Annotated in this window: 10 protein-coding genes; 3 read left to right on the plus strand and 7 right to left on the minus strand. The window is 45.2% G+C overall.

All coding sequences use genetic code 11. The features are described 5' to 3' along the window. Nucleotides 1–2 precede the first annotated feature (2 nt). From BQ8005_RS10005 to BQ8005_RS10035, 7 genes are all read right to left on the minus strand, one after another. A complete protein-coding gene (locus BQ8005_RS10005) occupies nt 3–2063 on the minus strand; it encodes an alpha-amylase family glycosyl hydrolase (RefSeq protein ID WP_075317947.1) in 2061 nt (686 codons plus the stop codon). Between the two features lie 233 nt (nt 2064–2296). After that, nucleotides 2297–3700 (minus strand): Outer membrane protein SusF domain-containing protein, encoded by a 1404-nt coding sequence (locus BQ8005_RS10010; RefSeq protein ID WP_075317948.1) that lies wholly within the window; start codon nt 3698–3700, stop codon nt 2297–2299. A gap of 34 nt (nt 3701–3734) precedes the next feature. After that, complete coding sequence (locus BQ8005_RS10015) at nt 3735–4907, minus strand: SusF/SusE family carbohydrate-binding protein (protein WP_075317949.1); 1173 nt, start codon at nt 4905–4907, stop codon at nt 3735–3737. Nucleotides 4908–4946: 39 nt separating this feature from the next. Continuing rightward, the gene (gene susD, locus BQ8005_RS10020) at nt 4947–6623 is read right to left on the minus strand and encodes a starch-binding outer membrane lipoprotein SusD (protein WP_075317950.1); all 1677 of its coding nucleotides are present in this window, start codon (nt 6621–6623) and stop codon (nt 4947–4949) included. Nucleotides 6624–6644: 21 nt separating this feature from the next. After that, on the minus strand, nt 6645–9674 hold the full coding sequence (locus BQ8005_RS10025) for a SusC/RagA family TonB-linked outer membrane protein (RefSeq protein ID WP_075317951.1): 3030 nt from the start codon (nt 9672–9674) through the stop codon (nt 6645–6647). Between the two features lie 542 nt (nt 9675–10216). After that, nucleotides 10217–12682 (minus strand): glycoside hydrolase family 2 TIM barrel-domain containing protein, encoded by a 2466-nt coding sequence (locus tag BQ8005_RS10030; protein ID WP_394334118.1) that lies wholly within the window; start codon nt 12680–12682, stop codon nt 10217–10219. A 19-nt stretch (nt 12683–12701) separates the two neighbouring features. Then, on the minus strand, nt 12702–13886 hold the full coding sequence (locus BQ8005_RS10035) for a glycoside hydrolase family 53 protein (protein WP_075317953.1): 1185 nt from the start codon (nt 13884–13886) through the stop codon (nt 12702–12704). A 288-nt stretch (nt 13887–14174) separates the two neighbouring features. Between BQ8005_RS10035 and BQ8005_RS10040 the strand changes: the two genes are divergently transcribed. The 3 genes from BQ8005_RS10040 to BQ8005_RS10050 all read left to right on the plus strand — a co-directional run bounded on the left by BQ8005_RS10040 (nt 14175) and on the right by BQ8005_RS10050 (nt 19018). Beyond that, complete coding sequence (locus BQ8005_RS10040; RefSeq protein WP_075317954.1) at nt 14175–15179, plus strand: LacI family DNA-binding transcriptional regulator; 1005 nt, start codon at nt 14175–14177, stop codon at nt 15177–15179. A gap of 33 nt (nt 15180–15212) precedes the next feature. Beyond that, complete coding sequence (locus BQ8005_RS10045) at nt 15213–16571, plus strand: MFS transporter (protein WP_021848410.1); 1359 nt, start codon at nt 15213–15215, stop codon at nt 16569–16571. A 134-nt stretch (nt 16572–16705) separates the two neighbouring features. Beyond that, entirely contained in the window at nt 16706–19018 is a 2313-nt protein-coding gene (locus BQ8005_RS10050; protein ID WP_075317955.1) for a family 65 glycosyl hydrolase domain-containing protein, read from the plus strand. The last annotated feature ends 51 nt before the right edge of the window (nt 19019–19069 follow it).

The raw sequence follows: 19069 nt of genomic DNA on the forward strand, positions 1-19069 counted from the left end.
GCTTATTTCAGTTTGAACACAACAGAAGAATAGGCTCCCAACTTCACAAGCGTCTGCTCCTCTTCGATTGCCTGCTCTGCACTTCCCGATACGGCTACAGCTTTTTCTACGTCATCGGTCAGAGGGAACTGAATATCCGCTCCTCCAAAGTTATGAAGTATAAGCATTTTTTCCTCGTCTTTCGTCATATACCAAGCAGCCAACGATTTATAGGTTTCGTTCGTCTCATTATAAACGGCATGTCGGCTCATGGCTCCTTCAGCCAAAGCTGGATAGGTATTTCGAAGACGTGCAAAGGAGATGTAAGTGTTCAGCAACGAGCTTTCGTCCGCCTGCTGGTCAACCACAGGCTTTACAGCTGAAGCCACTCCTGCATCCACCTTGTCCGTATAGGAAGTAGTGTAGCTGTCGCCCCACAACATCGGACCACGTACATATTCATCGCCTTTGTCCTTCGTACCATACAATCCAAGTTCTTCTCCATAATATATGTAAGGAGAACCCGCTGCCGTCAGCAATACGGCTGCCGCCAGCTTGCATTTGTCGGCCGACTTACCCAGTTTGGATGCTGTGCGGTCTTCATCGTGGTTGGATAGCTTCGTCGCTTCAATATAATCACTACGATAAGACGCATATTCCTGCTGATAGCTCATGATATCCTTGGCAAAGTAGCAGCCGGTCGCGTTATTAATGGCCCACTCCAACCGATACCAGAAGGAAAACTCGAACAAGGCAGGAAGACCGGCATAATAAGGCGCTACCTCGTTGTGCTCCGAAAGAACTTCGCCTACCATATAGAAGTCATCCGTCTTGCCCGTCTGCTTATAATAGGTATTCATATCATGGTAAAAAGTATTCAGGAAACGTGGATTTTCATCGGACGTCGCATTGTGATAGATATGCTTCACGGCGTCCAGACGCAACCCATCCACACCTTTGTCCACCCAGTCTTTGGCTGCATCAACCATAGCAAGGTAAGTAGGATTGGTCGCCACGGCATCCACCTTTCCATAATTCAGGTCGGCAAACCAGTCAGTATAAAAATGCGAATGGTAGTACCACAAGTTCATCGACTCAAACAAGATATCAGCAGCCGTCTTGTTATCCAACGCAAAAGGTTCACCCAGCTTTATCTTGGAAGATTTGGACGAAGCGCCGTATTTCGTTCCCCCGTCCCATGTCGTGTTGCTGGTACGAATCAGGAAGCCCCATGCCGAAGCAAAGTCCACCGTCAAATCATAAATTCCATTTCCGCGGTCATAGAACTTTTTGCAAACTTCCTCCCCGTAATACAAATACTTGGCGCCAGCGGTACTTGCATCAGGATTGTCGGCATCAGGTTTTTCGGCCTGAGTTACCGTCAACGTAGGATGAGCAGCGTCCGCCCAATCGAGTACAAACTTATAACATCCCGTCATTTCGTCATCGGCTGAAGTAGTCGAGAACCATTCACCCGCATTATATCCGGCCGCTCCTTCTGTAGCTATCATTGGGATATTTCCAGCCGCAATGTCTGTAGCCGGATCTTGCGAAAAGACATAATAGTTGCGATACTCACTATCTGGCGACGCCTTGGCACTGACAAACCAAGGATGCTCCTTGCCCGTATGGTTCATCACATAGTCCAAATAGACCTTAATATTCCGCTGATGTGCTTCCGTCACCAGCCGCTCAAAGTCGGCCATCGTCCCATATTGCGGATTAACCGTCGTGTAATCAGTCACATCATATCCATGATACGACATGGCCGGATGGATAGGCGAAAGCCAAATGGCCCCTACTCCCATCTGTTGCAGATAATCCAACTTGGACGTAACGCCGTTGAAATCTCCACATCCATCTCCGTCGCTATCAGCAAAAGAATACACCAAAAGCTGATAAGAAATGTCCGCCCGCTTTTGGTTGTCCCAGGTGTCGGGAGTGGCGGTCAAAATCATCCATTCTTCAGTCGGCTCCGGTTCCGGTTCAGGAGTCGGTTCCGGGATAGGGTCATTGCTGTCCGAGCAGGCGTAGAAGAAGGAGAGCAACATACAAAACAAGAAAAAAGACAAAGATTTCTTCATATCATTAAATTTTAAATGTTAATTCAAAGATAAGCAAGTCTACATTGCTTCAATAAACTATGATGCCAAGAAAAAGTAAGTCTAAACCTGAAAACATTTGTATGAAATTACTAGCAATCAATATTTAGAGAACATAAAAAAAGTCCTCTTTCAGACACTATTCAATGCAAGAAAGAAGACTTCTTATAATCATTCAAAAAGAATTACCTATTGACTATTTTTCAATTATTCCATCAATTAGCAGGTTCAATTGTACAATAAGCCTTACCTTCGCACAAAGGATAAAGATTAATCGTATATTTACCTGCTGTTACTGCAATATTCCCTCCATTCAGAGTAGTCAGTTGCTCCAGAGTTCCTCCCCAACTAATTGCCCAATCATCATTTGCACGGAATTTAATTTCTCCGTCAGTCAGATCTGTTGTAATCATCCAGCAATGATTTTCAATGCTATAAGTCATATCCGTATCGCTGTCCCATCCGCCCGGAGTGGCACTACCAATAATACCTATCGCAATAGGAGTCAAAGTATATGACTTCTCATTCAAGTCAACCACTACCTGATAGAAACCTTCGGGCTCAATCATCGTGATATTGGCCGCATCGGGAGCTGTGCTGAAATCGGCTCCGTAATTGGTACCATTCCAATTCGGTTCGGAACTGAACTTAAATCCATTCTGATTGAGGTACATATAGCCCGTATAAATGTTATTGAACTCCAGACTTGCCAGCATGTCGACATGGCTCCAGCCATTAGCGTCGCCAGCCATATAAAGATAAGCTGTTGCCGGAGCTACCGAATATGTATAGTTAACAACGTCAAGAGTAATGATGAAGTGACCCGCTCCTGCAATAGCCGGAGTTTCTACTTTATACTTATCACCTGTCCATACCACAAAGTTCTCAGTCTTTGTATCACCATTGACACGGCATCCCATTTGTACAGCATTGGCAGCATCCCAACCTCCGTTCACATCATAAGCTGCATAGAACTTGAAATAGCTGGCAGCCTCGTTAGTTGTCTCTACAGTAACCTGATATACACCTTCTTTATCGGCTACCGGTGTCATAGCCGTTGGATTAGCAGGATCCCATCCTGTAAAGTCACCCAGCAATACATAACCTCCTTCACTGATAGCAGGAGTTGAAATGGGAGTTAGTTTTGCCTGAGATGTTCCGGAAACGTTGACAGCCTCACCACTCTTCAGCTTGGCAGCCACGTTCATATTCACATCAAATACTCGTTCCACATGAGCACGACTGAAAAACGCATCACGTACTACAGAATCCAGTTCCAAAGTGTTGACTATCACATTGCCATCCTTGACAGTAGCGTTGATTGCCAGTCCATTGATATTAATGCTATTCAGTTTGATAGAAGCCACATTGGGATTTGTAGAAGACAAAGACGCTATTTCGACAGAATCCGTTGCCTGTAGTTCCTCAGCTACCGATTCATAAAACTGATCCATATCAACCGTAGCATCGGCACCGGCCGCAAAGCCGATTTCATATTTAGCAGCCGGATCTTCGGGAGAGTTGGATTGGGGGTTAGCCCAATCCGTATAATCTTCCGTACAAGCTCCTAAGGCAATTCCCATAAAGAGCGCACATGCAAATATCAGATTTTTCTTCATAATGTTTTTCCTTTAAAAAAGATTATCATTCAGGTTATTTCACCTCACCTTTCTCTATAGCGTCTACACCCGGTGTACCGATAGTGAGATACAGCTTCTGGCCGGCTGCTGGCTTAACACTATATTCTGCACCCATTGTTTCTTCCCAGCTATTAGGAATATTATCATTACGCCAGAACAACGTACCGTCGAACAAGGTAAACTCAGTACGCCACCACTCAAATTCGGCTACTTTTACATAAGCTCTCATCTCACCTCCACCAATAAATTCAGGCGAAACCCAAGCTTCGGTATCGTCAGCCGGCACCGTGAATTTCAATGCAGGATCTGAATCGGTCCAAGAGGAAGTTGCATTACCAATGATATAGAATGCAGCTGGATGTACATTCAGTGTATAATTGATAGACTCACCGTCAATCTTGGCCTTGAAAGAAAGTACATACCAGCCTCCATTAGCAACCTTGATGTTGCCGCCATTATCAGACAGTCCTGCTCCGGCTACATCGTTATATAGATTGACATCGGCATAACCTAACCACTGTTCCGGATAAGTACCCCACTTGAACTCACCGCCATCAGGAATATAAACAACGGTAAAATAGTTACCTGGCAAACCGTATACAGGTGTAAATTCTTTCCAGGTTCCCCATGGTACTCCGATGCTTGAACCTGCCATATACAATTTTTCAGGCAGTGAGATGCTCGGTGCCTGATAGGTAGCTACTACCTGAAGCTTGATAACATTGGAATAACAGCTGCCTTTATCCAGTCCGTTTACATTAGCATGCAGACGTACATAAAGTTCTTTCACCTCACCAGAAGGATATTCCACTCCTTCATTGGCTTCCAAGAACATGTTGACAACAGCATCATTCAACCGACTACCAGAAATTGCTATAACTGTAGAAGTAGAACTCGTCACAACTTTATATACAGAGTTTTCACTGCTAAAGTCTTCGAAAGAGATTTCCACATCGTAGTTCGTAGCCAAAGGTATGCCTCCATAATCGGGCTGACTGGTAGTAAATGTTATCTCATCGGCAGCCAACAGGTCCAATATGTTATTAGCGGCATTAGCAGGCATATTCAATACAAAGCCTGTAGTGTTTTCATGGAATGTAGGATTGCTATCCATGTCCTTTTCGCACGAAGTAACCAACATCATGCACAGAACGGCAAGCAACATTCCTGATAATATTTTTTTCATAATCGTATAATGCTTTTTTAGTTCTACAAATAAAACGGTTTAATAGCCCTCGTTCTGACTCAGGTTCTCATTACCTCTAATATCATCGGCAGGAATTGGATATACCTTAAAATAGTTTGCCACACTCTTACCTTCGGCTACACCACCTTTGAAATCCCAAATGTACTTGTCACCGGTGAATAATCCGAAACGGTTCAAATCACTGCGACGACGTCCTTCCATATAGAATTCACGGCACCATTCATCAATAATAAACTGTTCTGTAATCGTTGCAGGTGTAGAAGCACCGGCACGAGAACGTAATACTTCGATATCTGCACGTGCCTGTTGCGGATCACCGCTCAAACGGAATTTGGCTTCCGCGCGAGTCAGGAACATCTCGGCATAACGAATCAAAGGTATATCTACATCTGGGAATTCAACGTGTGAAGTAGGAGCACCGTCTGTACGAATGTTACTCCATTTCACAATAGACAGACCTGAGTTGAAACCCGCAATCTGTTCAAACTCGATGCCACGCAATCCACCGCCACAACCGGAATAGAAGAGGGCACGGTCATCATTAGCCTTACGCTGTACATCCTTAGTGGTAGTACCGGCAGCCTCATCAAGTGCTATGATATCTGCTTCTGTAGAGTTGTCCGGTGCCTTTTCTGTTGCCAACGGACAATCTTCAAGATTAGAAAAGAATTTCTTAACCAAAGCTGCCCGAGCAAAGTTACAACTCCAACCGTTATTAGTTCCCATGTAAGGCATTCCTGTAATACGAGTAGAACTAACTAAATAATTGGAACCACTATAACATTTCGTTTTAACGCCATCCTGACGAATAGGCAAGATGATTTCCTTCATGGCCTGGAGATTCTCGTCATTATCCGCCATGAACACTTGTTCATAACCTGTATAACCATTCTTGTCCGCTGTTGAAAGTTCATATTTACCCTCTAACAAATTACAATAATCAATTGCCTTCTGGTAATCCTTCACTGCACCGTTAGTATAAACTTCCGAATTGAGTGCCAAACGAGCATGAAGCATATAGGCGGCACCTCTATCCGCACGACCGAAATTAGAACTATTGTTAAACTCACCTACCTCTGCCATTTGAGGTTCAATTTCTGTAAGTTCCTGATCAATCCAGTCATAAAGTTCCTTACCTGCTTTTTCTACCGGTAACTCATAAATATCATAAGTAGTTTTGAAAGGAACTTTTCCCCACAAATCCAAGAAATACCACAAATGAAGCGCACGAAGGAAACGTACCTCAGCACGATAAAGCTTATATTGCGGATCTTCTGCCTTTTCTTCGGTATTGGTCAGATAGAAATTACACAAGGTAACATCAAATGCCAAACGTTGAAATGCCCACTGTACACGAGGTGATGAAGAAGTCCACTCAATGTTAGTTATTTGAGGAATATCAGCATCTGTCTGCCATGCCCAAACACATTCATCGGTACACAATTCCTGCAAATTGAAAGTCGTACGATAGAAACCGCTTTCACCTTCATCACTACTAATGTCTCCATTACCTGCGGGGCCTCTTTGTCCGGTTAAGCCGAGCGTACCATATATTTTGGCCAGCAATTCCATATCGCCATAACTGGAACTGGACTGCGGGTCAATGGATGAAATATTCAAGTCGTTGATACATGATGTGGTCACTCCGCCCATCAAAAGAGCTGCAAGGACCGTCTTCATAAATATATGTTTCATATTATTTCGAATTAAAATGGATTAGAAATTAAGGCTTAACCCCAACTGTATACTGAAAGGACGCGGATAAGGATTAGAGTCGATTCCGCTTGAAACTTCTGGATCAATACCTTTGTATTTAGTGATGATAAATGGATTTTGTGCTGTAAGGAAAGCACGTCCGGAACATGTTTCATGACCTGCTACTTTGAACAAAGCTGGGAACGAATATCCCAACGTAATGTTCGAGCATTTCAAGAAGGAAGCATTCCGAACAAAATAGTCGCTCAGATAGTTGGTGTTTCCAGCGCCGATACCTGTAAAGCCCAGTTCTACTGCTTCGGGAGTTGTATTGTGAAGTGTACTATTAGTATACAAACCTGCCTGGCTGACCATAGCACGGTTGGACAGGAAGTCATAGTATACGTAGTTGCCGATAGAAGCACGGAACGCCATGCTCAAATCCCAGTTCTTGTACAGGAACTTAGTCGTAAGTCCCATGATGACATCAGCAGCAGGTTTCTTATAGAAATAACGGTCACCATCGTCAATACGACCGTTACCGTCACGGTCGACATACATACCCTCAATAGGTTTACCATTTTCATCGTAAACCTGCTGGTAAACGAAGAATGAGTTGGTTGCCTCACCTACCGTATTGGCCTGAATCTTTGTATTATTACCACGGCTGATTTTATCTCCAGCCCAAGTATAATATCCTTCGTCACCATCAACCAATTCGGTAATTTCATTATGGTTCCAAGAAATATTATAGCTTACATCCCATGTAAAATCTTTGGTAACAATCGGTTTAGCATTAATTGCAAACTCAATACCGTAATTCTTCAAAGAACCAATATTCTTAGTCAACTGAGAACCAAACTGCATTCCGACAGGAATAGTTATTGAGTTCAGCAAGTCGGTTGTTTTACGGTAATAACCATCTACATTGGCAGTGATACGGTTGTTCAAGAATGCCAAGTCGAATCCGGCGTTATAGGTAGTCGTAGTTTCCCATTTCAAATCGGGATTATAAGCCGATGGACGCATCGTATTATAATAGGTATCACCAAACGGATAAAGTGCAAACGAGTCGCTGGTTGTATAATGAGTTTCGTAACCGAAATCGGAATTGATATCCTGCTGACCGGTCATACCCCAACCCAAACGCAATTTGAATTCATTCCACCAGGTAAGGTCTTTCATAAATGCTTCTTCGTTGATCTTCCATGCCAAAGCTACTGAAGGGAAGTACCCCCATCTGTTGCCCTCTGCAAAACGTGATGAGCCATCGGCACGGAACGTAGCCGTCAGCATGTATCGGTTAAGGACGGTATAGTTCAAACGTCCGAAATAAGATACCAAACTGTTATGAGTGGCCCAAGCCTGCTCTTCTTTCAGCTTTGCATCATGAGGTTCGCCTGTATACGGATCAGTTCCTTGACCATAGTTATAACCGTTACGATGGAAGTGACTCTCTTCACCACCGACCATAATGTCAAAGTTATGATCGCCGATTTCTTTGATGTATTGAGCATAAGCATTGGCTGTAATACTGTACTTATAAGTCTGAGTCACACCTACCCAACCATAATAGTTCGGACTATATGCATATTTAGAAGTAACATCGTCCTGCTTGCTTTCAGTATACTGTCCACCATAACTGGCATGAAGAACGAGATCTTCAAAACCGTGAATCTTGTAATCAATTTCAAAATTACCGGTAAAGTCATTAGTAGCAGCCTTTGTACTCTTCAGGTTCAACAAAGCTACAGGATTTTGCGGAGCATTAGGATTATTGGTATATTTCCACTCCGGATTGAAATCCTTGGGAGCCTGAGAATACTGATAGTACCCGCCAAAGAAAGGAGCACGTTCATCACCTTCATCAAAATAAACCGGCAATGTAGGATCCATACTAAGAGCTGCACCGATAGCACCGCCTGCATCGGCATAACGGTCTTTTTCATACATATACTTTGCGTAAACCTTCAGGTTTAAATGATTGTCAAAGAAGGAAGGCGACAAATTCACCCCCACATTAGCACGACGCATCCACGATGTTTCTACAATACCGTCGGATGAATTATAACCTAAACTCAGACGGTAAGGAATATTTTTCACACCACCAGAAATGGATACATTGTGACTATGTGAAATAGCTGTACGGAAAATTTCATCCTGCCAATCGGTATTGGCATTTCCCATACCTACTTCGTCAGCTTTGTCGCCCCACAACTGTCCAACAAGATTACGGAACTCATCAGCATTTAACACATCATATTTCTTCTGAATCATGGAAACCGTCATATCACCGTTATACGACACAGAAGGAGCCGCACCGCTCTTACCTTTCTTCGTTGTAATAATGATGACTCCGTTCGAAGCACGACTACCATAAATAGCTGTTGCAGAAGCATCCTTTAGCACGGTAAAACTTTCGATGTCATTCGGATTAATCATGGCCAACGGGTTACTCATACCAGTCGGTGTATTGTTATCGATAGTTAAACCATCGATTACAATCAACGGATCGTTGGAAGCATTCAATGATGAACCACCACGTACACGAATCTGGGCACCGGCACCAGGAGTACCACCCGAAGTAATCACGTCTACACCAGGCACCTTGCCAACCAACATATCTTGAGCGTTGTTCGTAATACCTTTACTCAGTTCGTCCGGTTTGATAGCTGTTACCGATCCTGTCAAATCGTCTTTCTTAGTACGGCCATAACCTACAACCACCACTTCACTCAGCAACTCCGCATCGTCCTGCATGGTCACGACAACCGAAGGAGCGGCTGCCACTTCCTGAGTCTTGTAACCGATAAATGAAACAACCAAAGTGGCACCTTGCGGAACAGTCAAAGTAAAATTACCATCCAAATCGGTAATCGTACCGTTAGAAGTGTTACCTTTCTCTACAACATTCGCGCCAATCACACCACCTAAGGCATCTTTCACATGTCCTTTCACGGTGACTGTCTGTGCATAAGCGCTAACACACAAGAACATCCCTAAAAGAAGGGGTAGAATCGTTCGAAAGATTCTAAGATTAACTTGCTTCATGCATCTAAAAAATTAAAGTTAACAATAAATTATTATCATTTTCCGAATTAAATCCGAAATACTATCTAGCCATGGAATTAAATAAAAGGCCATAGCATATCACGACAAAAATATAAGTTTAAAGATTACGGCAGGTCAGCAAAAGAGTTAAAGATACCCTTGAAACAATGCAAACGATTGCAAACGCATATACTTTGACAGTGAAATACGCCCTTTCACCATATCTACATGAATATCAATATATAAAAAAGACTGTGAAAGCGTGAAAGATCAGATCCGAATTCATACTTAATGTACTGAGAGCTACATAATGCCACAAAAACGACCGAATGTATCCTTTCACACATTATGATAAATGCAAATGTCATAAAGTGCCTCTTTACGGTCGTAAAGTAGATGTTTAGCAAGTTAAAGTAGGACTTTAGAACAAGGAAATACACATCAGGCGTGAACCGCATAAAATAAAAACAGAGTCTTCATCATCTCCGTAATAATCTATGCAATCCACGCCTGAAGGAAACAACAAACGGGGACAATAAGTTTTAAGGTGCGACCTTCAATATCAGTTTTCCTGTCCGCAAACCTTTAGCCTTGGCTTCAAAAATGAGATTTCCTTCCTGCAATCCACTCTGTACAATAGCCGTCAGCTGGCCGCTAAAGGCATGCATACGTGGCAGGTGGAAGAGGTCCAGACAGGTAGCATCACCGTTGGCGGCCGCACGATAAGTACCAGCTCCCTTGACAGAAAAGGTCACCAGACGGTTGTCGGCCGGGCAGAGGTTGCCGTCCTTGTCCACCACGCGGACGGTGATGTAAGCCAGGTCCTTGCCATCGGCCGTGAGCTGCATGCGGTCGGCCACCACTTCCAGGTGATGGGGCTTGCCGGCCGTGCGCACAATTTTCTCTTCGGCGGGGCGTCCATCCTTGTCGTAAGCCACGACTTTCAGTTCGCCGGCTTCGTAGGGTACGTCCATCCACATCAGGCGGTAGCGGCGTTGCAACCACAAAGCATCGTTTTCCTTCAACGAAAGCGCTGCTTTCGCATCCAGTTTACGCTGCTTTCCGTAGCTTTTCCCATTGACGAAGAGTTCGGCTTCGGGGTAGCTGGTGTAGACAAAGACGGGCGTGTTCTCCCCTTCCCTGCCGGGCCAGGTCCAGTGGGGCAATACATGGAGGGTGTTGTTGCGCTTGTTCCAAAGGCTGCGATAGAGGTAGTAGCGGTCCTTGGGCAGGCTGGCCAAGTCGATGATACCGAACACGGAGCTATGGCTGGGCCATGCGTCAGTGTCGTAGGGCGACGGTTCGCCCAGATAGTCGAAACCTGTCCACACGAACTGGCCGAGTGTCCAGTCGTAATCCTCGGCCAAAGCAAAGTCCTCGTCGGGCACATTCGACCACGAGCAGGCCTCCAGGTCGTAACCCGAAGACTGATGGTCGTCATACATAGCCTGCTTCTTCAACTCGGCAGGGAACTTATAGACGCCGCGCGAGCTGACGGTGGAAGCCGTCTCGGAACCCAGTACCAGGTTTTGCGGCAACTGACCGTAGGCCTCCACGTAGCGGTGCGTACGGTAGTTGAAGCCGGGTACGTCGAGCATGGCGGCAAAACCATTGCCCAAGACGCAGGATACCTGGTCCATGCCGCAGGTGACGGGACGTGTGGGGTCTTCGCGATGGCAGATATCCTGCAGGAACGAGGCCACCTTGTAGCCTTCGGGGCTGCACTGGGTAGGCACTTCGTTACCAATACTCCACATCACCACGCTGGGGTTGTTGCGATACTGGCGGAGCATGTTCACCATATCCTTCTCCGCCCACTCGTTGAAGAAGCGGTGGTAACCGTTTTCACACTTGGCGATATCCCATTCGTCGAAAGGTTCGAGCATCATCATGAAGCCCATCTCGTCGCAGAGCTGCACCAGCTCGGGCGCGGGCATGTTGTGGGAGGTGCGGATGGCGTCGCAACCCATGTCCTTGAGCAACGTCAGCTGACGGCGGAGGGCAGCCACATTGATGGCAGCACCCAACGGACCAAGGTCGTGATGGTTGCACACGCCCTGGAACTTGCGGTGCTTTCCGTTGAGGAAGAAGCCCTTGTCAGCCACCAGCTCGATGCTGCGGATGCCGAAGCGGGTGACGTATTCGTCCACCTGACGGCCGTCCACGTATATCTTCGAAGAGGCCTTATATAAATAAGGTGTCTCGGGACTCCACAACTGAGGCTTGTCCACGAGGAAGTTCTGCTCGAAGGGCTTGCCGTGGTTGATTTTCATCGTATTGTCCTTCACGGCCACCACTTGTCCCTCGGGCGAGAGGATTTCGGTGACGATGCGCACGTCCTGCTGGCCGGCTCCCTCGACGGTGGTCTTCAGGCAGACGGAGGCATAGTCGGCAGCTACGTGGGGCGTGGTGAGCTGGGTACCCCACACGGGTACATGCACCGCTTCCGTAGCTATGACGCGCACGTTTCTGTACAAGCCCGCACCCGGATACCAACGGGAAGACTGGGGTCGGTTCTCCAACCGCACGGCCAATACGTTCGGCTGACCGTCCTTATATATATAAGGTGTAACGTCGCAATGGAAGGAATTGTAGCCGCAAGGCCAGAAGCAGGCTTCCTGCCCGTTGACGTAGACGCGCGCCTCGCTCATGGCACCGTCGAAGACGAGCGACACCTGCTTTCCCGCAAGAGCTTCGAACGTGGTGCGATACCACCCCACTCCTACGTAGGGAAGACCGCCCGTTCGGCCTGTCTTCACCGAAGCGGCCGTCTCGAGGTTCTGCGTCACGGCCACATTCTGCAAGTCGTGGCTGCGGTCGAAGGGGCCGTAGATAGCCCAGTCGTGGGGCACGGTGACCGCCTCCCACTTCGTGTCGTCAAACTCCGGCTTCATGGCATCGGCCACATCGCCCTTCGTAAATCTCCAGTTTTTTTCCAACAACATCTCTGTGCGTTGCTGGGCGGCCATCATCCAGGCCAACAAAAGGCAACACAATGTTGCCAACATTCTTCGATTCATAGGCTTGTCAGTCTTTAAAGGCGTTCATAATTACGGTAGGTTTTCCGTCTGCGGTGAAGGCACCCAAGCGGTATTGGCTTGGCTTGCACTCGGGCTCCCAATAGAACACGCCCTTGCACTTGCCATCGGTATTCTCGCGGCATTCCTTGATGATGCGTGCCAGCTGCTCCCTGCCCTGCTGGAGGACGGCGTCGCTGGCCAGGTTGCCCTTGTCGTCGGCACACTCCATGCCCGTCTCCACCACCATCACGTCGCAACCGTAGCGGGCACTGACAGCCTTGATGTTGGCGATGCAGTCGGTAATTACCTTATTGGGGTCGGTATATTGATTGCCGTCGGCATCCTTGTTATCCCAGTTGATGCACCAGTAGGGATAGAGCGACATGCCGATCATGTCCCACTTGCCGCCGTACTTCTTCAGCTCGTCGAAGAACCAGGTGTAGAGCCCCTTGTCGAAACCGTTGTCAAGGTGGACGATGGCGACAGCCTGCGGGAAAACACTCTTCACGGCATCATAGCCCGCATTGATGAAGGCGGCCAGATTGGCCCAGTTTTCCTTAAAGTTCACCTTGCGGTTATCGTCATAGTCGATGGTGCTTTCGCCGCTCCACGAGGCACCGCTGAGCGAGGCATCTTCGTCCCACAACATACCCGGGCGTATCTCGTTGCCCACCTGCACCCACTTGGGTGTCACGCCTTTGGCTTTCAGGGCCTGCAAGGCTTCGGTGGTATGGTTCCTGATGGCTTCCTTCAGCTGGCCGAGGTCCATGTCCTTCCAGGCCGCAGGCTTCACCTGCTTACTGGGGTCGGCCCAGAAGTCGCTGTAGTGGAAATCCACCATCACGTCCATGCCCAGGTTCTTGGCCCGCACGGCTTTCACGACCATATCTTCCACGTCGCACCATCCGCCGTGCTTCGAAGGGTCGACCCACACGCGCAGGCGGATGGCATTGAGGCCGCATTCCTTCATCAGGGCGGTGCACTCTCGCTCCTGCCCAGCCGCATTGTAGAACTTATGCCCCTGGCTCTCCATCTCGGTCACCCAGCTGATGTCAGCTCCGAGAGCAAACTCCAAATTCTCAGAACCACTTCCATTTTCTTCCTCATTTTCCCTAGGAGAATTGTTTGTACTACAAGACAAGAATAAGAAACAGGTTCCTATAAACAAACTCAAAAAAACAAGATGCTTCATGCTTATAATCTTTATTATGAAATAATCGCTTTCAAAGATAATAAATACAAACGATTCATGCAACAGTATTCGCTTTCCTCTGCTATCTGAATAAACGAAAAGTCCATCCCCATTGCAAAAGCAGTTATCGCAATCGTTTGCGAAAATAGATAATCCGATAATTTTCAATCTATAAAACGAAATCAGTCAGTTCCTCTAATTTTGCAATAAAAATATAGCAAGCTATAGCCTTCCCCATTTGCAAGACAAAAAATATTGTCTACCTTTGGATGGAAAATACCTATACATATGAACAAGCCTCAAATCACCATTAAAGACATAGCACGCGCATTAAATGTTTCTCCATCGACCGTGTCACGAGCCTTAAAGAACAATCCTGACATCAGTCAGGAAACGCGCGACCTAATACATGCCTATGCACACGAACACAATTACAAACCCAACGCACAAGCTGTAAACCTGAGAGCCGGACGAAGTAATACCATTGGGGTCATTGTTCCACAAATGGTACATCACTTTTTCTCATGCGTACTTAGTGGTATTGAGCAAGCATCATCGGAAGCTGGATACAACATAATTGTTGCCCAAAGTAACGAATCATATGAACAGGAAGTAAAAATCGTCCATTCGTTTCTTGCCGCCCGCGTATGTGGAGTTATCGCTTCCTTAGCTAAAGAAACCTCCCATTATGAACATTATCAGGAACTGTTAGAAAACAATATTCCTATTGTCTTCTACGACCGCATTTGTACTGGCATCAAGACGGAACGAGTGGTAGTAGACGATTATGCAGGTTCTTTTGCCGCTGTAGAATACATGATACAAACAGGATGTAAACGAATTTACTTCTATGGCGCCTCACCTCATCTTGAAATCACCAAAAACCGACGTAACGGTTATCTGGACGCCATGAAGAAATATAAGATGCCAGTCGATGATTCCATGATTCTACTCTGTGACACAAGAGAACGGGCTATTGCCATCACTCCCGACCTATTGGAAAGCCCTGAGCGTCCAGACGGTTTCTTCGCGATCAATGACGAAACGGCAGCAGGTATTCTTTATGCCTGCAAGCTAGTTGGACTTAAGGTTCCTGACGAAGTATCTATCTGTGGATTTACCAACGGAGTTATAGCCCAAAGTACAGATCCCAAACTGACAACTGTAGAACAACATGGAGAAGAAGTCGGAAAAAGTGCCTTCAACATCCTTTACGAAAAATTAGAGGGAGAAGAAAAAAGCCCCAATAAAATCGTACGTACCAACTTAGTAGTTAGAGGCACAACTAAATGAAACAACATAAAAATGTAAAAACATAATAAGACCATGAAAGTAAAACCAGATTTAAGTTTCTGGAAGCTGTGGAACATCAGCTTCGGTTTTTTCGGCGTACAGATAGCCTATGCTTTACAAAGCGCAAATATCAGCCGTATATTTGCCACACTGGGGGCTGATCCCCATTCTTTAAGTTATTTCTGGATACTCCCCCCTTTGGCAGGTATCATAGTCCAACCGATTGTCGGAGCAGCCAGTGACCGTACGTGGACACGATTCGGACGGCGTATACCCTATCTATTCATCGGCTCACTCATAGCCGTACTTGTGATGTGCCTGTTGCCTAACGCCGGCAGTTTTGGTATGAGCGTAAGTACTGCCATGATTTTTGGTCTCTTTGCCCTTATGTTTCTTGACACCTCTATCAACATGGCCATGCAGCCGTTCAAGATGATGGTAGGCGACATGGTAAACGAAAAACAAAAAGGCTTGGCCTATTCCATTCAGAGCTTCCTTTGCAATGCAGGAAGCCTCGTCGGCTATTTATTTCCTTTCTTTTTCGCTTGGATAGGAATCCAAAATACAGCCTCCTTGGGAGTTATTCCCGATTCTGTTATCTATTCTTTCTACATCGGAGCCGCTATCCTGATCCTATGCGTCATCTACACTTCAGTCAAGGTTAAGGAAATGCCTCCTAAGGAATATGCAGAATACCATGGCATCAGTGAAAAAGAAGAGAAGACAAACATGCTGAAACTTTTGATTAAAGCTCCCAAAACCTTTTGGACAGTTGGGCTGGTACAATTTTTCTGTTGGTTTGCTTTCATGTTCATGTGGACCTATACGAACGGTAGTATCGCAGCCAATGTTTTCGATGCTCCTACTGTAGAAAATGTAGTAAACGGTGTAAAGAAAGTATTACTCGACACAACCAGTCAAGAATATCAAGAAGCAGCTAACTGGGTCGGCGTGCTCTTTGCTGTCCAAGCCATTGGTTCTGTTCTGTGGGCTATCTGCATTCCTCTGTTCAAGAATCGCCGATTGGTATATTCACTCAGCCTCGTATTAGGTGGAATTGGATTTATTTCTACTTACTTCATCCACAGCCAGTACACTCTGTTTTTCTCATTTATCCTGATAGGTTGCGCATGGGCGGCCATGCTAGCTCTTCCCTTTACAATTCTCACCAATTCATTAAGTGGCAGTCATATGGGTACCTATTTAGGACTTTTCAATGGAACCATTTGCATTCCACAGATTGTGGCAGCCGCCTTAGGTGGTACGATTTTAGCCTTATTTACCCCCGAAGGTTGCCTGCCTCCCGAAATCAATATGCTTGTCACAGCTGGCATCATGTTGATAATCGGTGCAGCATTTGTCTACATTATCAAAGAAGGGAAGTCTGAATAAAGAAGAGAATACTTCCCTAGATTTTCTTATCAAAATATCACAGTCAGGAATTTCTTTTCTGAAATTCCTGACTGTGATATTCTTTTATCGACATAAATGTTTAACTTTACGGCGCAACCATAGAATACAGCACCATGAAAAAATACCTGAAAACAGATGAATGGAATATCATTGAAGATGAATTTCATGCAGATGACCTCCGAATGTCCGAAAGTATATTTAGTTTGGGAAATGGGCGATTCGGACAACGAGGTAACTTCGAGGAACCTTACAGTAGTGACAGCTATCAGGGCTCGTTCGTCGCAGGCATTCCCTTTCTTGACAAAACCCGTGTGGCTTGGTGGAAAAACGGATTTCCCCATTATTTTACACGCATTCCCAATGCCGCTAACTGGAGCAGCATACACTTACGTCTAATCGACGAAGAATTAGATCTGGCACAATGGGATGTAAATAGCTTCAATCGAAGGCTTGACATGTATAATGGCATTTCCTACCGAGATGTCAAAGTAACTTCTCCCAGAGGAAATTGCTTACACTTACATGCAGAACATTTAGTCAACATGGCCTACCCAGATCTTTGCTTAATCCGTTACAGTGTCACTTCACAAAACTATACCGGTAAACTATCTCTCCTTCCACTACTTGAAGCCAATCTGAACGACCATTCAGAATACACGGAAGAAAAAATATGGAATATACTAGACTCGGGAGTGATACAGGACTGCGCCTATTTGTGGACACAAACTCGAAGGGAAGATTCACAAGTCTGCTATGCCATGACCTATCATTTTTACAAAAACAATAAAGAGACCAGCCTTAATCCTATACGCATCGAAAAAGGGAAACAAACAGGATTCAGTCTAGGAACCGACGTAAAACCTGGAGACACTGTGACGTTGTTGAAATATGTCATTATAGCTTCATCTCTCTATTATGAAAGGCAACATTTAGTAGAAACTTCCACCTGCATGGCTCGTAAAGCTAAAAGTGACGGATGGGAAGCACTTACAAAAGCACATCAGCAAGCATGGCATAAAATTTGGGATGAAACAGATGTCGTCATTCAAGGTGATCCAGAAGCACAACAAGGCATACGATACAACATTTTCCAACTTTACCAAACTTACCGAGGAGACGATCCGCGTCTGAATATTGCCCCCAAAGGTTTCACCGGTGAAAAATACGGAGGAAACACTTATTGGAATACCGAACTCTGCTGTGTCCCTTTTTTCTTGCTGGCTACGCCCCGAAGCATTGTAAAGAACTTACTGATGTATCGCTATAACCAACTACCTAAAGCAATTGAAAACGCCCATAAACTGGGATTTAAAGATGGAGCAGCACTTTTTCCTCAAGTAACCAATAACGGAGAAGAATGTCATAGTGAATGGGAAATTACTTTTGAAGAAATACACCGTAACAATATCATTGTTTATGCCATTCTACAATATGCAGCCATTACAGGATCCAACGAGTATATTTTAAAATATGGTCTGGAAGTAATGATAGCAATTTGCCGATTTTGGAGCCAAAGAGTCACATTCTCAAAGCCCAAACAACAATATGTCATTCTAGGAGTAACAGGCCCAGACGAATATCAAAACAATGTAGACAACAACTGGTATACCAATCTTTCTTGTGCCAGCAGCCTTAAAATGACACTATATTATTTAGATTTGGCTGCACAAAAATATCCAGAAGATTATACACGTATATGCAATCTTACCCACCTTGACTACGAAACTGAAACACCTCTTTGGCATAACATAGCCGAACAGATGTACTTACCAGAAGATAAAAACTTGGGCATTTTCGTACAAAATGATGGTTTCATGGACAAAACATTACAAAGTACAGAAGCCATCCCAGCAGATGAACGGCCAATCAACCAACATTGGTCATGGGATCGTATACTACGTTCCTGTTATATTAAACAAAGTGATGTTTTACTGGGACTTTACTTATACTATCACAAATTTGATATAGAAACGATACGGCGTAATTTCAACTTCTATGAACCCATGACAGTACATGAATCCTCACTTTCACCGCATATCCATGCGATACTTGCCGCACGTATTGGTGAAACAGAAAAAGCATATCAACTTTTTCTGCACGCTACCCGCCTAGATCTAGACGATTACAATAATGAAACGGCTGAAGGTCTACATATCACAAGCATGCCTGGTTCATGGCTCGCTATTGCCAAAGGATTCGGCGGAATGCAAACACAAAAAGGGAAATTGAAATTCGCACCAACTCTCCCTAATCAATGGAAGAAATATATATTTAAAACCAATTATCAAGGAAGAAAATTGCAGATAGAAATCGATCAGGAAATAAAAATTACTTTACTTTCTGGCCCTACTATAAAAATAACAGTCTACGAGGAAGAATACGAATTGGAAATAGGAAATACATTGCATATTCCCCGCATCCAATAATAACTTATTCTACCAATAAAAATAGAGGTGTGTCCAACTGTCTTCTTTCGA

It is taken from the genome of Bacteroides togonis, assembly GCF_900130135.1.
Taxonomy (GTDB): domain Bacteria; phylum Bacteroidota; class Bacteroidia; order Bacteroidales; family Bacteroidaceae; genus Bacteroides; species Bacteroides pullorum.